The organism is Burkholderia sp. 3C, from assembly GCF_054589155.1.
In genome coordinates this window covers 13,670-16,106 of sequence record NZ_BAAILN010000138.1, presented here as the reverse complement: position 1 = coordinate 16,106, position 2,437 = coordinate 13,670, and the positions used below count along the sequence as shown (strand labels likewise).

At 67.6% G+C, this 2,437-nt stretch carries 3 protein-coding genes and 1 pseudogene; 3 read left to right on the top strand and 1 reads right to left on the bottom strand.

The window, feature by feature from the left end; translation table 11 throughout:
• The 3 genes and pseudogenes from ACYP33_RS29125 to ACYP33_RS29115 all read left to right on the top strand — a co-directional run.
• A pseudogene (locus tag ACYP33_RS29125) lies at positions 1–151 on the top strand (HPr(Ser) kinase/phosphatase); the annotation flags it as partial.
• Between the two features lie 73 nt (positions 152–224).
• Complete coding sequence (gene rapZ, locus ACYP33_RS29120) at positions 225–1,118, top strand: RNase adapter RapZ (RefSeq protein WP_414450968.1); 894 nt, start codon at positions 225–227, stop codon at positions 1,116–1,118.
• Positions 1,119–1,152: 34 nt separating this feature from the next.
• Positions 1,153–1,788, top strand: a complete 636-nt coding sequence (locus ACYP33_RS29115) for an LON peptidase substrate-binding domain-containing protein (protein WP_459624831.1) — start codon at positions 1,153–1,155, stop codon at positions 1,786–1,788.
• Positions 1,789–1,827: 39 nt separating this feature from the next.
• Here the strand turns inward: ACYP33_RS29115 and ACYP33_RS29110 are convergent.
• Positions 1,828–2,437, bottom strand: a 610-nt coding sequence (locus tag ACYP33_RS29110; protein ID WP_459624830.1) for an NUDIX domain-containing protein, incomplete at its 5' end; no start/stop codon positions are given.

The following is a 2,437-nucleotide window of genomic DNA, read 5'->3' as shown; positions in this document are numbered from 1 at the left end:
GGCCGGCCGCAACCTCGCCGTGCTGGTCGAAGCCGCGGTGCGCAACACGATCCTGCAACTGCGCGGCATCGATACGCTGCGCGATTTCATGGATCGCCAGCGTCTCGCCATGCAGGACCCCGACAGCCAGTTCCCCGGCAAACTCGTCTGACCGGCGCCGGCGCCGCGCCCTAACGGGCCGGCGCGCCGGTGCTATGATGCATCGTCTGGTTTTCCGCCTCCCCATGCGCATCGTCCTCATCACCGGCATTTCCGGCTCCGGCAAATCCGTCGCGCTCAATGCGCTCGAGGATTCGGGCTACTACTGCGTCGACAATCTGCCGCCGCGCGTGCTGCCCGAACTCGTGCGCCATGTCGGCGATGACGGCCAGCAGCGGCTCGCGGTCGCCATCGACGCGCGTTCGAGCGCCTCGCTCGACGACATGCCGAACCTGATCCGCGAGCTGTCGCAACACCACGACGTGCGCGTGCTGTTCCTCAACGCCAGTACCCAGGCGCTGATCCAGCGCTTCTCCGAAACGCGGCGCCGCCATCCGCTGTCCGGTTCCCCGTCGCACGACGCCGATGTCGGCGTGATGTCCTCGCTGGCCGAGGCGATCGAACGCGAGCGCGAACTGGTTTCGCCGCTGGCCGGCTTCGGTCACGAGATCGACACCAGCAACCTGCGCGCGAACGTGCTGCGCACCTGGGTCAAGCGCTTCATCGAGCAGCCCGACGGCGATCTGGTGGTGATGTTCGAATCGTTCGGCTTCAAGCGCGGCGTGCCGCTCGACGGCGATTTCATGTTCGACGTGCGCGCGCTGCCGAACCCTTACTACGACCGCGAACTGCGGCCGCTGACCGGGCTCGATCAGCCGGTCATTGCGTTCCTCGATGCGCTGCCGATCGTGCACCAGATGATCGACGACATCGAAAGCTTCATCGTCAAATGGCTGCCGCACTTCCGCGACGACAACCGCAGTTATCTGACGGTCGCGATCGGTTGCACAGGTGGCCAGCATCGCTCGGTGTTCATTGCGGAGACGCTCGCCGCGCGTCTGTCGCGGCAGGCGAACGTGATAGTGCGGCATCGTGACGCACCGGTGGATGCCGAAGCGTCATCGCGGCTCGTCAAGTAGACCGTCGAGCCGCTCCTCGTCAGGGGTGCCCGCCATGTCCTCGCTTTCGACCCAACTCGTCGATTTGCCGTTGTTCCCATTGCATACCGTGCTGTTCCCGGGCGGCCTGCTGCCGCTGAAGGTGTTCGAGGCGCGCTACGTCGACATGGCGCGCGGGTGCCTGCGCGACAACGTCCCGTTCGGCGTCTGCCTGCTCAAGAGCGGCCCCGAGGTCGCGCAGGACGACCAGGTGGCCGTGCCCGAAGCCGTCGGCTGCATGGCCGAAATCGTCGAATGCGATACCGGCGAATTCGGCATGCTGTTTTTGCGCACGGTCGGCACGCGGCGCTTCGCGCTGCTCTCGCACCGCGTCGAATCGAACGGATTGCTGGTGGGTATCGTCGACCCGCTGCCCGAGGATCGCCCGCTCGACGGCGAACAGGCGATCGCCCAGTTCGGCGCATGCGCGGAGGTGCTCGAACGGATCATCGCGGCGCTGCGCAACGTGAAAAACGCCGCGCTGCCGCTCCTCGAACCGTTCCATTTCGACGACCCGACCTGGGTGTCGAATCGTCTCGCCGAAGTGCTGCCGCTCGAGTTGCGGACGCGGCAGAAGCTGATGGAGCTTCCCGACGCAGCCGCGCGCATCGACGCCGTGCATCAGGTACTCAAGCGCCACGACTGGCTATAAATGCGCGGTGCAACGGCACCGCGCACCGCACGCCCCTTCTCAGATCAGCGGCCCGCTCAGGGCGTCGAGCAGCTTGCGCACGGGCGCCGGCACGCCGTAGGCATCGAGCCGCGCGAGCGGCACCCACTCGGTATCGGCCTCGGCCGCGGCGGACTGCGCGCCCACCTCGGCGATGCGCGGTTCGATCTCGAGCCGGAAATGCGTGAAGGTGTGCACGAACGGCGCCAGCGCGCTGACGGTTTCGCCGCCGAATTCACGCACGCGTTGCAGTGCCGCCGCATCGCCATCGGCTTCGGGCAGGCTCCACAACCCGCCCCAGATGCCGCTCGGCGGGCGTCGCTCCAGCAGCACCGCATCGCCATCGCGCAGCACCAGCATCCAGGTGCGGCGCGTGGGCACCGCCTTCTTGGGACGCGCGGCCGGCAGCTCGCGCTGACGGCCCGTCACGTTCGCGACGCAATCGGCCGCATACGGGCAGCGTCGGCATTCGGGCTTGCCGCGCCCGCACAGCGTCGCGCCGAGATCCATCAGGCCCTGCGTGTAGGCGCTGATGCCGGCGTCGTCCTCGTCGCGCGGGAACAGGCGTTCGGCCAGCCCCCACATCTCGTTCTCGATGCGCTTCTCGCCCGGAAAGCCTTCCACGCCGAAC